The 15,053-nt window shown below is 69.4% G+C and carries 17 protein-coding genes; 6 read left to right on the forward strand and 11 right to left on the reverse strand.

Going from position 1 to position 15,053, the window contains the following annotated elements; translation table 11 throughout:
- Positions 1 to 56: 56 nt before the first annotated feature.
- Positions 57 to 371 carry a chaplin gene (locus tag ACIRL2_RS30120; protein ID WP_395861052.1) on the reverse strand — a complete coding sequence of 105 codons (315 nt, stop codon included), beginning with the start codon at positions 369 to 371 and terminating at the stop codon, positions 57 to 59.
- Between the two features lie 358 nt (positions 372 to 729).
- Between ACIRL2_RS30120 and ACIRL2_RS30125 the strand changes: the two genes are divergently transcribed.
- The 3 genes from ACIRL2_RS30125 (at position 730) to ACIRL2_RS30135 (ending at position 2,021) form a co-directional block, all read left to right on the forward strand.
- Positions 730 to 1,005 (forward strand): hypothetical protein, encoded by a 276-nt coding sequence (locus tag ACIRL2_RS30125; protein ID WP_395861054.1) that lies wholly within the window; start codon positions 730 to 732, stop codon positions 1,003 to 1,005.
- Positions 1,006 to 1,063: 58 nt separating this feature from the next.
- A complete protein-coding gene (locus tag ACIRL2_RS30130) occupies positions 1,064 to 1,669 on the forward strand; it encodes a hypothetical protein (RefSeq protein ID WP_402236137.1) in 606 nt (201 codons plus the stop codon).
- A gap of 187 nt (positions 1,670 to 1,856) precedes the next feature.
- Positions 1,857 to 2,021 (forward strand): hypothetical protein, encoded by a 165-nt coding sequence (locus ACIRL2_RS30135; protein WP_402236140.1) that lies wholly within the window; start codon positions 1,857 to 1,859, stop codon positions 2,019 to 2,021.
- Positions 2,022 to 2,493: 472 nt separating this feature from the next.
- On the opposite strand, the gene ACIRL2_RS30140 is transcribed toward ACIRL2_RS30135, so the two are convergent.
- Positions 2,494 to 3,321 (reverse strand): hypothetical protein, encoded by an 828-nt coding sequence (locus tag ACIRL2_RS30140; protein ID WP_402236143.1) that lies wholly within the window; start codon positions 3,319 to 3,321, stop codon positions 2,494 to 2,496.
- A gap of 383 nt (positions 3,322 to 3,704) precedes the next feature.
- Here ACIRL2_RS30140 and ACIRL2_RS30145 point away from each other — a divergent pair, with 383 nt between their 5' ends.
- Positions 3,705 to 4,127 (forward strand): hypothetical protein, encoded by a 423-nt coding sequence (locus tag ACIRL2_RS30145; RefSeq protein WP_402236146.1) that lies wholly within the window; start codon positions 3,705 to 3,707, stop codon positions 4,125 to 4,127.
- 93 nt (positions 4,128 to 4,220) lie between these two features.
- On the opposite strand, the gene ACIRL2_RS30150 is transcribed toward ACIRL2_RS30145, so the two are convergent.
- Together ACIRL2_RS30150 and ACIRL2_RS30155 are read right to left on the reverse strand one after the other, a co-directional pair.
- On the reverse strand, positions 4,221 to 4,667 hold the full coding sequence (locus tag ACIRL2_RS30150) for a LysR substrate-binding domain-containing protein (RefSeq protein WP_402236434.1): 447 nt from the start codon (positions 4,665 to 4,667) through the stop codon (positions 4,221 to 4,223).
- A 536-nt stretch (positions 4,668 to 5,203) separates the two neighbouring features.
- Complete coding sequence (locus tag ACIRL2_RS30155) at positions 5,204 to 5,962, reverse strand: TetR/AcrR family transcriptional regulator (RefSeq protein ID WP_402236148.1); 759 nt, start codon at positions 5,960 to 5,962, stop codon at positions 5,204 to 5,206.
- Positions 5,963 to 6,044: 82 nt separating this feature from the next.
- Here ACIRL2_RS30155 and ACIRL2_RS30160 point away from each other — a divergent pair, with 82 nt between their 5' ends.
- Complete coding sequence (locus tag ACIRL2_RS30160) at positions 6,045 to 6,887, forward strand: NAD(P)H-binding protein (protein ID WP_402236151.1); 843 nt, start codon at positions 6,045 to 6,047, stop codon at positions 6,885 to 6,887.
- A gap of 349 nt (positions 6,888 to 7,236) precedes the next feature.
- Here the strand turns inward: ACIRL2_RS30160 and ACIRL2_RS30165 are convergent, their stop codons facing one another.
- The 6 genes from ACIRL2_RS30165 to ACIRL2_RS30190 form a co-directional block, all read right to left on the reverse strand.
- Positions 7,237 to 7,746 (reverse strand): GNAT family N-acetyltransferase, encoded by a 510-nt coding sequence (locus tag ACIRL2_RS30165; protein ID WP_402236154.1) that lies wholly within the window; start codon positions 7,744 to 7,746, stop codon positions 7,237 to 7,239.
- A gap of 238 nt (positions 7,747 to 7,984) precedes the next feature.
- A complete protein-coding gene (locus tag ACIRL2_RS30170) occupies positions 7,985 to 8,470 on the reverse strand; it encodes a hypothetical protein (RefSeq protein WP_402236157.1) in 486 nt (161 codons plus the stop codon).
- Between the two features lie 435 nt (positions 8,471 to 8,905).
- A complete protein-coding gene (locus tag ACIRL2_RS30175) occupies positions 8,906 to 9,700 on the reverse strand; it encodes an endonuclease/exonuclease/phosphatase family protein (protein ID WP_402236159.1) in 795 nt (264 codons plus the stop codon).
- 557 nt (positions 9,701 to 10,257) lie between these two features.
- Positions 10,258 to 11,259, reverse strand: a complete 1,002-nt coding sequence (locus ACIRL2_RS30180) for a hypothetical protein (RefSeq protein ID WP_402236162.1) — start codon at positions 11,257 to 11,259, stop codon at positions 10,258 to 10,260.
- A gap of 246 nt (positions 11,260 to 11,505) precedes the next feature.
- Positions 11,506 to 11,754, reverse strand: coding sequence for a hypothetical protein (locus ACIRL2_RS30185; protein WP_402236165.1), 249 nt, complete (start codon positions 11,752 to 11,754; stop codon positions 11,506 to 11,508).
- A 147-nt stretch (positions 11,755 to 11,901) separates the two neighbouring features.
- Positions 11,902 to 12,432 (reverse strand): hypothetical protein, encoded by a 531-nt coding sequence (locus tag ACIRL2_RS30190; protein ID WP_402236168.1) that lies wholly within the window; start codon positions 12,430 to 12,432, stop codon positions 11,902 to 11,904.
- Positions 12,433 to 13,348: 916 nt separating this feature from the next.
- Here ACIRL2_RS30190 and ACIRL2_RS30195 point away from each other — a divergent pair.
- Positions 13,349 to 13,714, forward strand: a complete 366-nt coding sequence (locus ACIRL2_RS30195) for a hypothetical protein (protein WP_402236170.1) — start codon at positions 13,349 to 13,351, stop codon at positions 13,712 to 13,714.
- A 398-nt stretch (positions 13,715 to 14,112) separates the two neighbouring features.
- Here the strand turns inward: ACIRL2_RS30195 and ACIRL2_RS30200 are convergent, their stop codons facing one another.
- The gene (locus ACIRL2_RS30200) at positions 14,113 to 15,048 is read right to left on the reverse strand and encodes an NADP-dependent oxidoreductase (RefSeq protein ID WP_402236172.1); all 936 of its coding nucleotides are present in this window, start codon (positions 15,046 to 15,048) and stop codon (positions 14,113 to 14,115) included.
- Positions 15,049 to 15,053 lie beyond the last annotated feature (5 nt).

Here is a 15,053-nt window from a genome sequence, read left to right on the forward strand (position 1 = left end):
TCATCGGTCGGGACCGAGGTGTGCCCGGCCGCTGTTCGGCGACCCGGTACTTGGGGTCAGCCCTGGTGTCCGCCGTGCTGGGGTGCCTGGTGGTGGTCACTCTGCTTGTGGCCGCCGTCGTGCTCGACGTCGTCGACGTTCAGGCAGGTGTTGCCGATGGCCGGGTTGAGCACGCCGACGATGTTGACGGTGTTGCCGCACAGGTTGACCGGCACGTGCACCGGGACCTGGATGTTGTTGCCGGAGGCCACGCCCGGGGAACCGACCGCGGCGCCGTCCGCCTCGGCCTCGGCGTGGGCTGCCCCCGCGCCCGCCATCACGACCGCGGCAGTGCCGGCCATCAGGACAGTGATCTTCCTGAACGAACTCACGAACTCTCCCTTATCCACAGGGACACCGGCCGATCCCGGTGCGCCCTCTCCCGACTCAACGACCCGGACCGGCGCAGGCAGCGCGCATGCCGGAAATTCACCCGAACGCCACACATCGGCCGGGCCACCCGGACAACATCCGGGCGAAGCCGCTTTCCCGCGGGCCGACTTCGCTCTCCCGAACCGCACCCGTGCGGCGTGGTGCACTTCATCGCCGTACGGGTGCGGTCGGCCGGGCTGATCCCAACCCATCCGTGGCTCATGACACGTCCGCCAACGGCACCCCATCTCCCGGGGTCGTGTCGGCGTGGTGTCGTAGCGTGTTGTGCCCACTGCTTCCGGACATCGAGGATGTGGCATGGGACTGACCGATCCCGATCCGTTTCCCACCGACCCCGACGAGTGGTTGCGGCGCGAGACCGCGCTCCAGCGGTTGCGCGATCACGGCGTCGCACGGATCCATGGCTGTGGGTCCGGGCCCGTTTCGGTCGAGACGCTGGAACTGTTCGCCGCGCATCTCGACCTCCCGCCCCCGGAACGCGAGGCCATCGAACGTCGGTCGCTGGGAGGCGATTTCGACTCCACGTCGGCGTCCCTCCGGCGCCCCGGGCCGTCGGAAGCCGCCAACCGGTGAACCGCGGCGCGGGATCCCGGCTCCGGGTGGCGGGGCCGGGTGCGGGGTACGGGCGGGGATGCCCGCAATCGTGCTCCCCGTCGATGTCGCCCTCGCCACCCGTGTCGACCGGGTCCCCACCGACTCCGGCTGGGCCCACGAGGCCAAGATGGACGGATGGCGGGCAACCCTGCGCACCGGCCCACGACCGCGCGTGTTCGGTCGGCACGGCACCGATCTCACCGAGCCTTTCGCCGACGTCGCCGACGCGGCCCGGTCGCTGGACACCGCGGTGCTCGACGGCGAACTCGTCGCGGTCCTGGACGACGGGAGCGTTGCGTTCGGCCGCCTGCACACACGCAGCGCGAAAGGGCTCCGGCGCGGCGCGGACTATCAAGTCGTCCTGGTGGCCTTCGACGTGCTCTCGATCGACGACGTCGACCTTCGCCGGCGGCCCTATCGGGAACGACGCGAACAACTGCTGGACCTGCTGGAGAACGCGCCCCGGCCCACGCCGATCCAGCCGGTACCCATGACCACCGACCCGACCGAGGCCCTCGCCTGGGTCGGGGCGTTCGGCGGAGGCATCGAAGGGGTCGTCTCGAAACCGCTCGAAAGCCCCTACCGGGCCGGCCGCACGGCCTCCGGGTGGGTCGAGTGGCGCGCCTCCCACGCGACGCGATGACCGTCGAAAGCACCCATTCGAACGTATTCTCCGCCGCGCCCTCGGCTCGGCTCCGGCGGCGATCATCGAGATCGCCGTCCACCTGTGGGGTAACCCCGCGTCGCAGACCAAGGCCACCGAGTCGGCCCTGCAAGCCGTCGACAACCTGCGACCGATCGTCGCCCGGAACCCCACCTACCGAACGAAGTTGGCCGTCTGGCTCGTGTCGCCCGCCGCCGCGTTCGTGGCCGAAACCAACCGGAAGCCGAGCGCGATCCCGCTGGTGCGCGAGGCGATCGGCCCGTACGTCGACCTGGCCCGGACCGACCCCACCACGTACGGCCCGAAGTCGGCCGAAGCCGACAACGCCTGACCGAACCCGGACGCTGACACCCGGCAGGGGAGGCCACCACCATCCGGAAGGGGGTGGCCTCCCCTGCGTCGACATCGATGTTCGTGGAACACCTCGGCACGACATCTACGGCCCGTTCCTCGCAGCGAACCCGGAGACGTCCCCGAGCCGGCTGGGCGGTCGTACCCCCGGACCCACCGCGCGAAGGCGCCCAAGACGGTTGTCTCCACGGCGGCGCGGATCCAGCGGCGCGCACGGGCCGGTTCCCGCGCCGTTTCATCTCGGCCGCCAATCGCGACCGGAACCGAGGGGCTCCTCGCGGGCACGGAGCGGCGGGTCCGAGGGCGAGGCCGCAGCCGACGCACGCGCCGCCGAACCCGCCCGCCGGCGGGGCGCATCGACGGGGCGAAGCAAGGCACTCATTCACCGACCGCGTCCCTTGGGGTCGGAGCCGTCACCGCCCGATCGGTGCCGTGAGGTGCCTGGTTTGGGGTCAGCCGGTGGTGGGGGTTTCCCCGGTGAGTGCGGGGAGGTTGACGACGGTGTCGGGGGCCGGGGGCGTGACGGTGACGGGTTTGTTGTGTTCGTTCCAGTCGATGGTGCCGCCGTTGGCGGGGTTCTTGTTCTCCAATTTGATGGGGAAGGTCTCGCCCTTGGCGGGGACGTAGAGCAGTGTTTCGCCTTCTTGGGGGTCGGTCTCGCCGAACACGATGGCGCGGGTGCCGGCGATGTCGGTGTCGGGGCGGCGTTGGACGGTGGGTCCCCAGTCGGCGACGGCCTTGTTGATGTCGCCGAGTTCGGCGGCGGCGCTGATGCCCTTGAAGCGGGGGTCCTCGACCTTGAGTTTGACGTGCTTGTCCTGGATCAGGGCGATGGCGGTGGGGTCGGTGACCTTCGCGGCCTTGGTCCAGTAGTCGGCGCCGGCCTTGAGGTACATATCCGGGCCGATGCGCATGATCTGCGCGGTCTGGCCTGCTTCGATCAGGGTGCCGGTGTAGTTGCGGGTGGTGTTGTCCACGCGCAGGTCGAAGGAGGTCTCGCCGTTGGGACCGCGCAGGGCGCCGACCGTGTGCACGGTCTTGACCTGTGCGGCGGCTGTCTGGACCTTGGTGCGCAGCGTTGCGTCGTCGAGTTTGGTGTTGTCCCGGCCCGAGTCGGGGGCGGAGGTGGCCGCGTCGCCCGGGGGCGGGGGAGCGGTGTCGCCCGCGGGGGTTCGGCGGTCGTCGTCCTTGTCGTTGTCGCCGCATCCGGCCAGGAGCAGCAGGGCCGCGAGGGCGCCGGTGGTCACCGTGGTGGCGCGGTACTTCGTGTGGATGGTCATCTTCGCCCCGAATCGATCGTTGCCGGTCGCAAGTGGACTGTTCCTGCCCCGAGTTCGATCGGACATTCCCCTTGTGTGCGGCACCGTGACGCACCCACCCGAGCACATTCGGGTCTGCGGTGTGATCGCGGAATCAGGCCCCGGTATCCCGCACCCGGCCTCCACACGACGTCGAGCGGGTGGCCGCGCGCGCGGGCTTCGCACACTGTCCACGGACCGGGTCACGCGCCGTCCCACGCCGTCGGCAGTCGCTTCGTCGGTGGATTCCGCCTGCGGTAGGTGCTTGTCGATCGCGTACAACTCCCGTAGTGGGTGTGGCTTTTGGTGCCCCGGGCAGATGTTCGGCCGACCTGCGTCACAGGATCGATCGCGGAGGTGGGGACGTGAACGAGTACGCCCGAGGGGTACCGGAGTCGCCGATGGAGTGGGGGCTGCTGGGGGTGGTTCTCGCCGTGTTCGGTGGGGCTTTTCTGATTCGCGCCCTGTGGCGCAAGAGGAACGGGCAGCCGGTCAGTACCCGGGAGGACGAGGATTCGAATCGGCCCACCGAGGGCCCCAGTGGGAGGGCGTGGAAGTGGTGGCTCGGTGCGGGAGTCGCCGCTTACGTGGTGACGGTGATCGTCCGGTCGGTGATGGGCGGGAGCGGCGTCGAGGTGTGGCTGTTCCCGGCGCTCATCTTTCCCGCCTGTAGCGTGCTTCTGCCGGCCAGAACCGCGCTCAACGCCTGGAGCGCGCGCAAGGGCGACGAGTTCCGGGCGCGCCGACGGCACGGCAAGGGCGAGGACACCGCACCCGCCGGGCGCTGAAGCCGCCCACGGCGAAGCCACCCACGGCCCGCCCGCAGGGATGATCCCGACCCTCGACGTCTCTCCCGCGGCGTTCGCCGGAGGCCGCGGACGTCAATGTCGTGGTGAATTCGACCTGCTGGCACGGAACATGGCGTGGGTGGGTTCCGTGACGAGGGCGGGGACTTCGGCCACCATGGTGGCGATCAGTTCCTCGGGACCGCGGTCGGTCCAGACGACGGCCAGTTCGACGGGCTCGGCGTCGGAAATGGGGACCCAGCGGATGTTCATGGCCGGGACCGAGTGGGCGAGCGGTTCCGGGGCCGGCCAGATGCCGCGGCCGGGGGCGACCATCCGGAGGCACTCCTCGATCTGGGCGACCCTGGGGCTGCGCGGCGCCGGTGTGCCGTCGGGTCGCGGGTCGACGATCCGGTGGCGTTCGGCCTCCGGGGAGGTGAACATGTCGGGGCACACGACGGGTTCGTCGGCGAGGTCGGCGAGGTCGGCGAGGTCGACGAGAGTGACCCGATCGCGTTCGGCGAGGCGATGATCGGCAGGCAGCGCGACGGCGCTCGCCGCCCTCTACAGCCTCGTCCTCCTCACCAAAGCCGACGCCGGCACCCTCTGGCACGGCGTCGCCGTCGACTCCGTCGGCACCCCCCACTCGCCGCCGCCGACCTCGCCGCGGGCGGCATCGGCCGCGCCGAACCCTGGCCGCTCGAACAGGCCGCCGAAACCTCGGCCTCCCGTTCGCCCGAGCCCTTGCGCTCGACCAGTTCGCCCAAGCCCTTGCGCTCGACCAGACCGTCTCCGGCGACCGCGCCGTCCGCCTGCTCGGCTGGCGGCCCACCCAAGCCCACCCGACCACCGACCTCACCGCCGGGCTCCCGTGCCTGACATCGCACGCGCAGCGGCCCGAAATGGCCGCCGACCCACTTCTCGCGGATCCGCAGCCATTCCGCGAAGGCGGGCGGCACCGGCTCCGTGGATGGTGAGCCTGCGGACGAAGGCTCCGGCCTGCCCGCGCCGCTGCCTCCGCACCGCGGACGGCGTTGTCCTCGATCGGGTCAGTCGCGCCTTCAATGCCGACGGTCGTATTACCGGCGTTCGTCGGCGGAGGCCATGGCGGTGATGCCGTCGAGCAGGGCGCGCAGGCCGAAGTCGAAGGCGTTCGCCCTGGCCTGCGCGGCGTTGCGGTCGAAGCCGCCGTCGGCCCACGAACGGGCGATGGCGGGGTAGCGTGCCGGGTCGAAGACCTCGTCCCAGAAGACCTGGCGGGCGGACCACCAGTCGTCCTCGGACTCGCCGCTCACGGCGGAGGCCCGCGCGTGTTCGGCTTGGGCTGCCGCGGCGGCGTCGACGAAGGTGACGATCGCGTCGACCGCGGCCGGGACCTGGGGCGGCGACAGGTCCGTTTGGGAGAGTGCGGCCAGCAGGTGGTTCTGCCGGGCGAACAGGCCCGGGCCCAGGGGCGGACGGACGGTGGATACGGTGCGCAGCCACGGGTGCCGGGCGTACAGGGCGACGGTCTGGTGGGCGTAGTGCGTGACCTGGACGCGCCACGAGCCGGAATCGGAGAGGTCCAGGGACTGCCAGGCCGCGTCGACCATGAGGTCGATCAGTTCGGCCTTGCCGGGGACGTGCGTGTACGGCGTCATCGTCCCGACGCCCAGGGCGGCGGCGACCCTGTCCATGGTCATGGCGTCGATGCCGTCCCTGTCGGCCACCGAGATCGCCGCGGCGATGATTCCGGACAGCGTGATCTTGGGTGGCCTGCCACGGCCCGACCTGGCCTTCTCTTGCCGCCACAACAGGCGCAGGGTCTCGCGGGGATCGCCTCCGCCGCTGTGTTCCATCGTGTCCCCTTATTTTCCGTAGAGTGTATGGTAATCTTTATCCGTAGGTCATACGGAAAAGGGGTGGAAGGTGCGGGTACTGGTGACGGGCGCGACGGGCACCGTGGGCCGGCTGGTCACGGCCGGACTGCGGGACGTCCAGGTCAGGGTGATGACGAGGGATCCCCGAAAAGCGCCCGCCGGAGTGGACGTGATGCGGGGCGACCTCACCCGGCCCGAGGAACTCGGGCCGGTGCTGGCCGGGGTGGACAGGATGTTCCTCTTCCCGGAACCGTCCACGGCCGAGAAGGTGGTCGAGGCGGCGAAGCGAGCGGGCGTCCGAAGGATCGTCGTGCTCTCGTCCGGCGCGGTGACCGGCGGCTTCGACACGACATTCCACCCGCCCGTGGAACAGGCCGTCGAACGGTCGGGTCTGGAGTGGACACACATCCGACCCGGCGAGTTCGCGGCGAACAAACTCGCGCTCTGGGGCCCGTCCATCCGCGCCGAACGCGTGGTGCGGGACATCAACCCGGACAGCGGGTGGTTTCCGGTGCACGAGCAGGACATCGCCGATGTGGTGATCCAGGCGTTGCTGGAGGACGGCCACGCCGGAAAGGCCTACGACATCAACGGTCCCGGCCTGATCAGCCTGCGTGACCAGGTGAAGGCAATCGCCGACGCGCTCGGCGAGGAGATCCGGTTCGAGGAGCTGACCCCGCTTCAGGCCCGCGAGGTCTATCGGGCGATGGGCGGGTTCGCCGCGGAAGCCGCGGACTTCCTGTTGGGTTTCACCGACTATGACGGCAATCCCGTGGATCCGTCGGACAACGCGGACTTCGATCCGTCGGTGCTGGGCCCACTGCCCACGGCGGAGTCCGTGACGGGCAGGCCGGCACGGACCTTCGCGCAATGGGCGCGGGATCGGGCGGAGGACTTCCGTTAGGAGGTGAACTCGACACGGTTGGGCCGGACCGGTCCGGTGCTCGGTTTCCGCGCGGTCGGCACGAAGCGTGGCGTCATCGACGGACGGCGTCGCCGAGGCAGGCGCCGCATGGATGCGGGGCGCGGCCCCGGCGGCGCCGGTCGGTGACGACACGGCCACAGTCGCCGCACAGTTCCGTAAGAGCCGGCCCGTGCAGGTTCGGCGTGCAGTCGATTTGCCTCGGCCAGGCCATGCAGCCCGGATCGCCCGAGTGCACGTTCGTGTGCGCAGGGCGTGCACCGGTGCTCGGGCCGCACGCCCGGTGGCCCGGTGGACCGGTGGCCCCGGGCATCCGTCGACGAACGGGGGCTCAAAGCTCCCTTCGCATCAGGACGCACATCGTCTCGTGGCGACGGATCGACCCTTCGGGGCCCTCCTCGTCCCAGGCGTCCGGGGCGCGGCCGTACGCGACATAGCCCAACCGCTCATACAGGGCACGAGCCCGCGGGTTGTCCTCTTCCACCGCGAGTTCGGCCCTGCGCAGGCCACGGCTTTCGATCCTTTGTTCGGAGGATCGGATCAGCAACGTCCCCAGGCCACAAGACCGAAGTGCCGGGTGCACGGCGAACTGCCACAGAGTTCCGGCCTTTTCGCGAACCCGGTAGTCGATGCCGCCGATCGCCACCGGCAGATCGCCCCCGGCACACACGGCCAGGTAGTCCACCTCCCCGGCCGCCGCGCGTATCAACTCCCGCTCCACGTACCGCAGATGGGTGGCGGAGCCCGACCAGGTGCACGCGGGCAGATCCCGCAGCCGAAGGTCTCGCACCCTGACGGGTACGACGACGGTGGGGCCGGCGGTGCCTTGGGTGGTGGTCACATCCGTGAGGATCCCGACCGAAGCGCCTGCGGGGCAACGTATTTCTCCCGCCGAGGATGGTGCCGGCCGACCCGGGGCGCACCGCGGCGGGCGATCGCTTCCCGCGAACGGCGACGCGTCCTCGGTGGGAACTCGGTGTGTCGCGAGCGGGCTTCGCGTCCCGCCGTCGGCACTCCGAAGTAATTGTCAAATCCTGTGGATCGCACGAAGTTGCGCGGTGTCGCTGCCATGCGTGGAATTACGGTCGGCCGGGGATCCGGCCGGTCGTGACTTGCGCTACGAAGCGTCTCAGTGCGCGCGGATTCCGAATTACGTGCAGGTTCGCGTTACCGGCGTCGGTCGTGATCGCCGCGAGGAGGAGCGGTCGGCTCCGGCGTCGATAGGCCCATACCCACCGCCAGAAGTCGGCGCGTTCCCGAGAGCGTCGGATCGCTCGCCAGGCGCAGCGCGAGAACGAAAAGTCCAGCAGGATGACGGTGTCCGCCGCTTGGAGCCGGACGTCGGGGACGTCGTAGGGCCCGAGGTCGCCATCCATGATCCAAGCCTCGCCTCGGACGAGTTCACGTTGGACGGCGGCCCACTGGTCGGGGGTGGTCGCTTCAAGGCCGGGTCGCCAGAAGTGCGTGTCCAGCTCGATGACGGGAAGCCCGGTGATTGCGCCCAGGCGGACCGCGAGGACTGACTTCCCTGCACCGCCACGCCCCAGGATCACGACTCGCTTCATAGCCGCCATGGTTCCAGGCCGGTTCCGGGACGCCTACTCGTTTTCGACGAGCTCGAACACCGTCGCGAGGGCTGCGGCCGGACTGCCGGGGCCGCGGGTGACCTTGGCGCGGAGCTTGACTTCGGCCTCCAACGCGGCGGCGAGCATCCGCCGGGCGCCCGCGCGGACGATTGCGTCGATCAGGAGCCGGACTCGATGGAGCCGTCCGCGTCCACTGCGCCGAACACGCGGGTGTGCCTTCCTGCCCCGCGCTGTGAACGCGGGCGTACTCGGTGACCATCACAGGATCATTCGGGAAGGTACGCCCTCGCGTACAACCCGAGACCGATCCACAGGTCTTGAGCATTTCTCGCACTCCGAATCGACGGCCCGTTGCCCACCCCGAACATCGCAACCGCCCGCTCGCAATGCCGACCGCATGCGAGGGACGAGGTCTCACTCGGAGGCCGAACGTGCGGCGATCCCGGTCACGTTCGCGCGTAGGAGATTGTGGTCCGACAGTCCGTGGACGTCTTCGACCATCACGTCGCGCACATCGCCGCCGCGCACGACCACATGGTCGATGTGCTGCGACCCGGCGCTCCGGCCGTCCGGTCGTGTCGGCGGCGCGTCCGGCGGGAGTTCGGCAACGATGAACTCCGGGCCGAGACCGTCCGCTACGGTGACGCGGTCGGCGTTGAAGTCGCCGAGCAGGATCACGGGGTCTGTCGAGTCTGCGGCCAGTTCAGCCAGGCGCGCCAGTTGCCGAGGTCGTCGCCGACCGAAGCTTACGTGCGTGGCGACCACGAGCGCCCCGTGGGTTCGTACGGCGAGCAATCCCTTCCCCGAGTCGTCGTTGAAGGCTTCGGCGGCCAACTGCCGCGACGGGCCGCGCACCAAGAGCACGAGGTACTCACCCGGGTCGTCGAGCGGTTTCGTTCCGTGGCGTGGTGCCGGGACTCGTGGATATCGCATCGCGTGGACCGTGTGGTCGGGCAAGGCGCGGCGGAGGCCGGTCAGTTGGTCGCCGCTTACCTCCTGTAGGGCGGTGACCGGTTCAGTGCGTTCGACCAACAATGCCGTGATCGCAGCGATCCGTTGCGATTCGTCCGGCCACGTTGCCGCCGTGTCTTCGCCCCAGTTCTCCGCATGAACGCGGTGTAGGACATTCCAGGTTGCCACCGTGAGCAAAAGCTCTCCTCGTCTCGTGCCACGAGTGGCACTGAATGGGCCGCGGAGGTACGCGGCCACAAGCCGAGCCCTCCGATGACCGAATCATCGCGTGTTCGCCATGGCGGCGGGTGGCCGGTCGGTTGCCCTCGCGCGCCCATGACGTCGACTGGCTTGTGCGCCTCCTCGTGCAGCCGGATCGCCCGTGCGCCCGGCGCCCGTGCGCCCGTGGGACCGGCCGGAGCGGTTATAGTGGAGGTTGGGGACGGTTTCGTCCACGCTCGGGTGCCGTGGGGCCGGTTCCTTGACGGCTAGGTGTATGGCCCACGGAGGTTGGTGACGGGTCGTACGGCGGGGCGATCGTGGCGGTGAACGAAGACGTGGGCTCGTCGGAGGAAGTGGCGATCCGTGGAGCCGCGTGAGGCGTTACGTGTCCCGGCGGTGGTGTCGAGCGGCACACATGGGATGCACCGACGCCTTGCCGTTCTCGGCGTACGTACGGATCCTCCGGGTGCGTACGGATCCTGCGGGTGCGTACGGATCTTGCGGTTCGCTGACATCACCGGCTTCCGGCACTACCGGGGGGAGGGCTTGTTCCGACCGCGCAGCATTTCCCCCAGCCGCCGTGCTTCAGGGTGTCAGTGGGCGCTGTAGAGCCTGGCCAGTTCATCGAACGCGGTCTTTGGTTCCCAGCCGTCGTCGACGACCTTGACCACGCCGAAGCTCGCCATGTCCAAGTCGTAGCGAGGATCGAGAGAGTGGGGCTTCGGCGCCATGAACTCGAACACGTAGGCGCCATAAACGCCTTCCGCTGCGAACACTCCCAGTTGTTGTGACAGGTAGTCCGCCTGCACCTGCTCATTGCGGGTGAACGTGCCTGACAGCGCGGGAGGATCCGCCGCCCAGTCGATGATGCCGTAACCGGCCGGGCCCATCTCGGCAGCGCCATCGAAGGCACAGCAGCCGAACTCGGTTATCACGATGGGCTTGCCGCTGCTGTGGAATCGCCTGAGGTTGGTGACGTAGTCGGCGTCGTTGTAGGCCATTCGGTAGTAGTTCAGTCCGACCATGTCGAAGTGGGTCCAGTCCACTTCCTCCCACAGACCGGCGCCATAGGTCAGGCGGCCGCCGAACTGTGCCCGGGCGACCTCGCGAGCACGACCGAGCACGTCGTCGAGTTGCTCATTGAACTCGGAGAAACGAGGCCACCATTCCGCCGAGGCCAACTTGGCAGATCTGTCCGCGTGAGTGTCCCCGGGAATGATGCCGGAGCCGAAGATCGTCAGCTCGCAGCCCACGTTGAGGTCTACTCGACCGTACTGCCGCCGCAACTGTTCCGCAGCCCTGGCGGCGGCCTCGAGGTGCTCCAGCGTCTCCTGCGGCCCAGCCTCGACGAGGCGGGGCTGCAGCCAGACGTGCAGCCCGAGCGCCAGGGCTGCGCCGGCGGCTTCGGTCAGCCGGTCGATGTCGGTGCCGAAGAGGCTGACAGAGGTGCAGTGCAGATCGTCCCGGATGACTGCCATGTGCTGCCGGACCACGTGCTCGGGTAGCGGCTTACGGGACAGACCGCTGCCGGAGTAGTTGGTGCCGGTGTCGTAGTTGATGCCTCTCAAGACCAGGCCTGTCCCATTCTCTCGCATGGCCGGAGCCTAAAGGCTGTCTCGTAAACTCGTTGAGTGCCCGATGGCGATGGTTTCCTGACGGCCGATCAGCCTGCGAGAGCGATGTTGTGCATGCGCGCGACGCGCTGACCGCGCAGAAGACCCGTCGCCCGTGCGGCCGCAGTCGCGGAGGGCTTTCCGGTTCTTCATGCGGGCGAAGACCTGCTCGTGGACCGGGACCCGCAGGTGCGTCGAGAAGTGGTAATTCTTCGACGACGCCGAGAACTACCGGTCGGGTGTCGGGATCAGCGTTGCATCCACGAGCACCACGTCCCCGGCCCGCGGTTTCGCCTGCGGCGAGTCCAGTGCGAGGAACGAGCCGTGGCGGTCGGCGATGCGGTGCGCGGCGGCGTGCAAGGCAGCGAACAACGGCCCGGGTTGCCGCGCCGTCAGGTTCGTCCGCAGATACAAGCGGACAACTTGGCCCGCATGCTGTGGCATGTGTTTCGTCAGCTCGGCTTTCGTCGGCACCATGCGCGCGTGTCGTCGATATGCAGGCGCTGCTCCCGTCCTCCGGTCATTCGGGTGCGATGCTCGTGCAACCCGGCCGCCGCCGCAGTGGGCGAGAACGCGAGCTATCGATGATAATGATCGCGGGTGTGGCGGCCGGGCGGCCGACCGTCACAGCCCGGCGGCTGTGTGCAGGTGCGCGCGTTCGTCGTCGTGCAGCGGGGCACTCGTCAGGAGTGTGTCGTCGTCGAGGAGTCGGCGCACCCACGTCGCGTCGGTGACGAAGGCGGCCCGGCACAGGGCGCGTTCGGGGTGGTCCTCCTCACGGCCGTCGATCGCCACGGCCCTCGCGTTGTCGGGGTCGGTCGGCTCGCACAGCGCGGCGGCCACCACCACCAAGCCGAACAGCTCGTCCCGGCGTGGCGCTTCGGGATCGGCCGCCAAGCGCAACAGGAACGGCAGGACGGCCGGCATCGCCCTGCTCATGCTCAGTGGACCCGACATCACCACCCAGCCCAGTGCCCGTTCGGCTTCCTCGGCCGCGTCGGGGTCCAACAGACCGCGCAGCACGACCGGGACGTTTTCCGGGCAGCCGGGGATCGTCGACCACACCACGTCCTGACACCCCGCCAACGCGAGGTGCGAACAGGGCCCCTGTGTCAGGTGCGGATATGCCGCCACCAGCTTCGCGATCGCGTCCATCGCGGCAGCTTCGTGATCCACGTTGCACATCGACGAACCCCCTGTACCATCCCACGCGGCCGCGACGCCTCGGCGGCGCGGGCGAGACCCGCTGCTCGGGATCGGGACGCCGATGACCGCTGCGCGAACCCATTTCCGAGCCTGGTCGATTCGCGCACGCGACCTTATCGAACCCGGGTCGTGCGGGCTTTCGGGATTCCGGTTCGGCTGACTGGGGCCGCCGAGCAGTCCCGGGCCTGATCACGCGATCACCCCAACACGTTTCGGATGATGAGAGCTTGGCGTTGTGATCGACAAGTGGCCGGGCCCAGTGGAGGTGCGGCGGCCGAAGGGGTTGCTCCGGTACGAAGTTCCCGCCGAGTCGGGCCTGTTGGCGGAGCAGGACGAGGACGCGTACCCGATGGACAGCCAGGCCGCCTCTTTCGGGTCACCCTGCACCGGGAGGGCCAAGGAAATGGGTGGACTTGGGTTGTCCGACGCCGAGCCAGGGCAGGTACGCCCGCTTGTCGGGTCGTTCCGGCCCCGATGGTCGTCGTACTCGATGACCCGGACCACTTCGGCCGATTCGGTCTCCACCCGAGCACGGACTTCGGGTCGTCGGTCGGGAACCCGTCTGGAGCGCCTGTTCCGGGTTCGAACTCTGGCTGCCTAAGTCCGAAGGTGCAAGGCGAGTTCGTCGACCTTGATCCTTTCGACCAGGTCCGAGGCCGATGTGGTCCCCTATCTGCCCATGCGTTTGCTCGGTGCGGTCAAGGCCCGTGTCCTGACACGTCGTCGCTGCCGGATGTGGGCCAGAGTCATTCTTGACTGACTCGTGCATGACTTCGTTGCTCGTGGGCGCGGTTCGGTACCGTCGGGGCACGAGGGGCGCTGGGGGGTGTCCCGGACTCGGGGGAGTTGAACGAGCATGCCTGCCTTGGACGAACGGAACGGTGCGGGCTTTGCGGCGAGTCGGCCGCAGTGGTGGTGGTGCGTTCCGCTGGCGGTGACGCTCATCGGACTGCCGGTCCTGCTCTTCGCCGACTGGCACATCCTGGCGGACCTGTGGTTCGGGAACTGCGAGCACGACGACAACTCTTGCGACGGCCCATACACCGAAGCCGGGAAGCTCAGAGCCAAAGCGGTCACGTGGCTCCTGGCGGCCGGCCAGATTGCGGCGTTCTCCGCCATGTGGGGTACCGCCAAGAGCCGCAAGGCGAAGGTACGGGCGCGGCAGGCGCTCGCCCACGGCGCTCTCGTTGCGGCCCCGGTGGTGGCCGGGGCGGTGGCTTGGATCTGGTGATGTGGCCGGTTTTTGGTTGTGGGTTTCAGTGGGGTCGGGTGGATTCGGGGCGTGCGTGGGCGGTGCGTCGCCGGTCTACCGTTCCAACAGTGCGGCGACGAAGGCCGCTATGCGATCCACCCGGGAAACGCCGGGGTCGTCTCCGCACCTGCGCCGCTCGAGATGACTCGGACTCCGGGGCGGCCGGAGCCCGAGTGAAGGCGATGTTGCCCGGGACGCCGAAGCGCCCCTGGCAACGTGCTTGAGCGGCAGCGCCGGGCTCGTGTGCGAGGCGCCTGCCTGCGTGGCTTCGCCGGTGCCGACGGGTTGCGGGTGTGGTTGCTGTCGGGGTTGCGGGCCGCCCGCCGGTGGGGCGAGCGGACGGCGGGCGGCCCGGTCGGGTGTGGTCGGGGGTGTGTTCAGGGGGCGAGTATCACCGTCTTGCCGGGCAGTCGTCCGGCGCGGGCGTCGTTGTGGACGGTGGCCAGGTCGGTGGCCGGTCGGTGGGCGGCGATGTGGAGGCGGAGTGTGCCGGCGTCGATCTTGGCGGCCAGTTCGGCGAGTTGGGCTGCGTCGCTGCGGACCCACAGGCTCGCGCTGCGCACCTTCCGGGCGGGGTCCTCGGGTATGGGGCCGGCCGTGCTTGCGGCGACCCCGCCGTCGGCGACGTGGTGTGTCAGGTGCGCGAGTTCCTCCGGGGAGAGGCGCACGTGGTTGATCACGACCTGGAAGGGGCCGCCTGCGGGGGCCGGGTCCGTGGCGAGGTCGAGGGGGGCGAGGACGCGGTGTGCGCCGTAGCCGCGGAGGCGGTCGGCGTGTTGCGGGGCGTCGATCGCGGTGACGTGTGCTCCCGCGTCGACGGCGAGTTGGACGACGAGGCTGCCCACCGCGCCGCCGGCTCCGTTGATCAGGACGCTGTGGCCGGGCTCGAGTTCGGCGAGTTCGAAGGTGGTCTGCCAGGCGGCCAGGCCGGTCAGTGGCAGTGCCGCGGCGTCGACGAGTTCGATCGTGCGGGGTGCGGGGGCCAGGGATTCGGCGGGGGCGAGGACGTATTCGGCGGCGGCGCCTGCGGTGTCGAGGGGCAGCATGGCCATGACGGGGTCGCCGACCTGTGGGCCGGTGACGTCCGGGCCGAGTTCGGCGACGGTGCCCGCGAGGTCGATCCCCGGCACGTACGGGAGAGTGATCGGGATCATCTCGGCCAGGGCGCCGGCGCGGATGTGGTCGTCGACGGGGTTGAACGAGGTGGCGGCCACCCGTACCAGGACCTGTCCGGTGCCGGGGACGGGGCGGTCGACGTTCTCGTGGCGTAGGACCTCGCTGCCGCCGAACTCGTGGAAACGTATTGCCTTCATGGCAC

Origin of the sequence: Embleya sp. NPDC127516 (assembly GCF_044765325.1) — a bacterium.
Lineage (GTDB): Bacteria > Actinomycetota > Actinomycetes > Streptomycetales > Streptomycetaceae > Embleya.

Bases quoted from the DNA above. Each gene is read 5' to 3' on its own strand.
- ACIRL2_RS30185 (WP_402236165.1), bottom strand. From the start codon at position 11,754: ATGGTGCCGACGAAAGCCGAGCTGACGAAACACATGCCACAGCATGCG.
- ACIRL2_RS30130 (WP_402236137.1), top strand. From the start codon at position 1,064: ATGCCCGCAATCGTGCTCCCCGTCGATGTCGCCCTCGCCACCCGTGTC.
- ACIRL2_RS30155 (WP_402236148.1), bottom strand. From the start codon at position 5,962: ATGGAACACAGCGGCGGAGGCGATCCCCGCGAGACCCTGCGCCTGTTG.
- ACIRL2_RS30170 (WP_402236157.1), bottom strand. From the start codon at position 8,470: ATGAAGCGAGTCGTGATCCTGGGGCGTGGCGGTGCAGGGAAGTCAGTC.
- ACIRL2_RS30190 (WP_402236168.1), bottom strand. From the start codon at position 12,432: ATGGACGCGATCGCGAAGCTGGTGGCGGCATATCCGCACCTGACACAG.
- ACIRL2_RS30125 (WP_395861054.1), top strand. From the start codon at position 730: ATGGGACTGACCGATCCCGATCCGTTTCCCACCGACCCCGACGAGTGG.
- ACIRL2_RS30180 (WP_402236162.1), bottom strand. From the start codon at position 11,259: ATGCGAGAGAATGGGACAGGCCTGGTCTTGAGAGGCATCAACTACGAC.
- ACIRL2_RS30140 (WP_402236143.1), bottom strand. From the start codon at position 3,321: ATGACCATCCACACGAAGTACCGCGCCACCACGGTGACCACCGGCGCC.
- ACIRL2_RS30200 (WP_402236172.1), bottom strand. From the start codon at position 15,048: ATGAAGGCAATACGTTTCCACGAGTTCGGCGGCAGCGAGGTCCTACGC.